This window comes from Rhizobium ecuadorense, from assembly GCF_001187535.1.
Classification (GTDB): domain Bacteria; phylum Pseudomonadota; class Alphaproteobacteria; order Rhizobiales; family Rhizobiaceae; genus Rhizobium; species Rhizobium ecuadorense.
In genome coordinates this window covers 1-256 of record NZ_LFIO01000487.1, presented here as the reverse complement: position 1 = coordinate 256, position 256 = coordinate 1, and the positions used below count along the sequence as shown (strand labels likewise).

Here is a 256-nt window from a genome sequence, read left to right as displayed (position 1 = left end):
GATTTTACGGTCGCATGAACGGGCTTAGAGATGCCGGGGTACCTTTGCCTTCAACAACTGCACGAGCGCGGGGTCCATGAAATCGTATTCGTCAGGAATATGAAGGCAGATCAACCGCGTGTCCTTGAGAGCTGACCGGTACTTGCTCTGGACTTTCGCACGGTTAGCCTTCTCCATCACAAAGACGATATCGGCCCATTCGACCAGCTCGTTCGATAACGGATTTTCGGCATCCTTATTCGTACCTGCCGAGGAG

The 256-nt window shown here is 52.7% G+C and carries 1 protein-coding gene; it reads right to left on the bottom strand.

Annotated elements, in window-relative coordinates:
* Positions 1 to 24: 24 nt before the first annotated feature.
* On the bottom strand, positions 25 to 256 hold a 232-nt coding region (locus AF337_RS44290), incomplete at its 5' end, for a phosphotyrosine protein phosphatase (protein WP_082336790.1).